Origin of the sequence: Halomonas sp. HNIBRBA4712, from assembly GCF_043558675.1 — a bacterium.
GTDB lineage: Bacteria > Pseudomonadota > Gammaproteobacteria > Pseudomonadales > Halomonadaceae > Vreelandella.
Window position 1 is genome coordinate 1 of sequence record NZ_JBIFXR010000020.1, and the last position, 2470, is coordinate 2470.

The following is a 2470-nucleotide window of genomic DNA, read 5'->3' on the forward strand; positions in this document are numbered from 1 at the left end:
TGGCAGTGCGAAACGAGCGCGGCAACACCACCCAGCCGATACGCTTCCAGGGCCAGTGGCAGGATGACGAGAGCGGGCTCTACTACAACCGGCATCGGTACTACGACCCGCAGCAAGGTAGGTATATTAGCCAGGATCCGATCGGGTTGAATGGTGGGACGAATTTGTATGGGTATGTGGGTAATCCGACAGAGATGGTAGATCCACTTGGGTTTTTAGCTATAGCAAGTAACTGCAAAGATTTAGTTGGTAAAGTAACCAATAAGGCAAATGAGGCTTGGGATGGCTTAAAGTGGAGATACGATGCAGTTTCTACAGGTCTAAAAGAAGATTTCTCCGACGGCTTTTTGGAAGGCTTGATTAGGTTTACGGGTGGAAGGACAGAAGAAAGCTTTTTAGAACAGACAATAGAAAACTACTCTTCAAGTAGCATAGCCGTTAATTTCATAGGTGATCCTTTGAAAAAAGGAGCTGGAATATTGACCGGAGGGCAGATTGCCAAAAGATATGGTGGTTATACAATTGGCAATTATGTATTTAAGGGGCCTGCTCCCCATCTCGGTAATCATCCAGGAACTTTGAGGTTGGTTGCAGTCACTACAGCTGTTAATTCGGCTCTTATAACAAGTGCTTATGAAGCGGGAGCCGGAGGAGGGTCTATCGTAAGAACCTTGGCAAATCGATCCTTTCGAAGATTAAGTGAATTTTTAGATTGATTAAGATTTAAAAATCCGGAGGTTGATATGATGGATAGAAACAAAGTTAAGAAAGTGAAGTTTTTCTATAGATTTCTATGTGGCTTCATAGTGAGTGTCTGTCTTTTTTCTATTATAGGTATTGTTGTAATGCTTTTTGAAGAAGGAATAGATTTAAGAATACTTTTCTTTTCTTTGGCGGTAGGTGTAATGCTTCATGTGTCAGCTTCAGTAATGCTGACCGGCTACCCTCCAAAATACTTGAGATGGACTTCAGGCCATGAATAGTATCCATCAATGATTGACTATATAAATTTGGCTCTTCCGACGTCACCCCTTGATTGAGTAGCGCTACACTTTAGAGTCCGATCCTGTGTAAGGAGATTGGACATGAAGAAGCGTTTCAGCGAAGAACAGATCATTGGCTTTCTCGGCGAAGCCGACGCAGGACTATCGATCAAGGAGCCATGCCGTCGGCACGGTTTTCTGAAGCCAGTTACTATTCATGGCACAGCAAGTTTGGCGGCATGAGCGTACCCGATGCCAAACGACTCAAGGAACTCGAAGCCGAAAATGGGCGCTTGAAAAAGCTGCTCGCGGAGTCGCTACTGGAAATGGAGGTCACTCGGGAGGCGCTGAGAAAAAAGTGGTGAGCGCCCCGGCACGGCGAGACTTGGTGCGCTTTATGGTGTCACGTGGCCTGAGCGAGCGCCGAGCGCTGTGCATCATCCGTATGAGTGCCAGTGCACTGCGCTATCAACCGGCCCCTGACCGCAATGAGGCCTTACGTGAACGTATTATTGCCCTGGCCCATCGGCATCGTCGCTATGGCGCCGGCATGATCTACCTGAAGCTGCGTCAAGCGAGTGAACAGGTTAATCATAAGCGCGTTGAGCGCCTCTACGCGGCGGCTCAACTGCAGGTAAAACGCCGCAAGCGCGAGAAGGTTCCCACGTCGGAGCGGAAGCCCCTGAGCCGCTAATCAGGTCTGGTCAATGGATTTTGTGTTTGATCGCACGGCAGATGGGTGAGTGATCAAGAACCTTAAGATTATCGACGATGCGACCCATGAAGCCGTGGCGGTCGTGCCTGAACGTGCCATTGGCGGGCTGTCGTTAACACGCATTCTGGATCATCTGGCTTTACAGCGTGGCCTGCCTGGCGCCATTCGTACCGATAATGGCAAAGAGTTCTGCGGGCGCGCCATGCTGATGTGGGCCCAGCAGCGTGGTGTTGGTCTGTTTTTAATTGAACCTGGAAAACCCAACCAAGATGTCTACATCGAATCGTTCAATGGGCGTTTTCGAGATGAATGTCTGAATGAGCATTGGTTCACCAGCCTTCATCACGCCAGGGTCATCATCGAAGCATGGCGGCGGGAGTACAACGAAGAAAGGCCGAAGAAGAGCCTCCGTGGGCTAACCCCGTTAGCCTATGCCGAGCAACTATTGTTAAAACAGGATAAAGTAATTTTAGACTCTAAACCCGGATGCTACTGAGGATAGGGTAACGTCGCCGTTACGATGAAGCGGGCCAACTGATCGAACGCATCTAGGCCAACCGGCAAGGCCCGGATGGCCAGTCGCTCGCCACGCGCTACGAGTACGACGCCGCCGGAGGCCTTGCGACGCGCCACCTGCCCGCCACCGAGCACGCCCCGGCAAGCACCGAGCACTACCGGTGGGGCGCCAACGGCCAGCTCCAGAGCGTCACCAACGACCACGGTGAAGTGTCGTTCCAGTACGACGACGCCCAGCGACTGGTCGGCGAACAGT

The 2470-nt window shown here is 50.9% G+C and carries 3 protein-coding genes and 1 pseudogene; all 4 read left to right on the forward strand.

Annotated elements, in window-relative coordinates; translation table 11 throughout:
* A partial coding sequence (locus ACGK9R_RS17120; protein WP_394583535.1) for an RHS repeat-associated core domain-containing protein occupies positions 1-716 on the forward strand: 716 nt, incomplete at its 5' end.
* A gap of 27 nt (positions 717-743) precedes the next feature.
* Entirely contained in the window at positions 744-983 is a 240-nt protein-coding gene (locus tag ACGK9R_RS17125) for a hypothetical protein (RefSeq protein ID WP_394583536.1), read from the forward strand.
* 102 nt (positions 984-1085) lie between these two features.
* Positions 1086-2194: pseudogene (locus ACGK9R_RS17130) on the forward strand (IS3 family transposase).
* A 137-nt stretch (positions 2195-2331) separates the two neighbouring features.
* Positions 2332-2470: hypothetical protein (locus ACGK9R_RS17135; protein ID WP_394583538.1), on the forward strand; the 139-nt coding region annotated here is incomplete at its 3' end.

Coding starts and splice junctions, on each gene's coding strand:
- ACGK9R_RS17125 (WP_394583536.1), top strand. CDS start 744: ATGATGGATAGAAACAAAGTTAAGAAAGTGAAGTTTTTCTATAGATTT.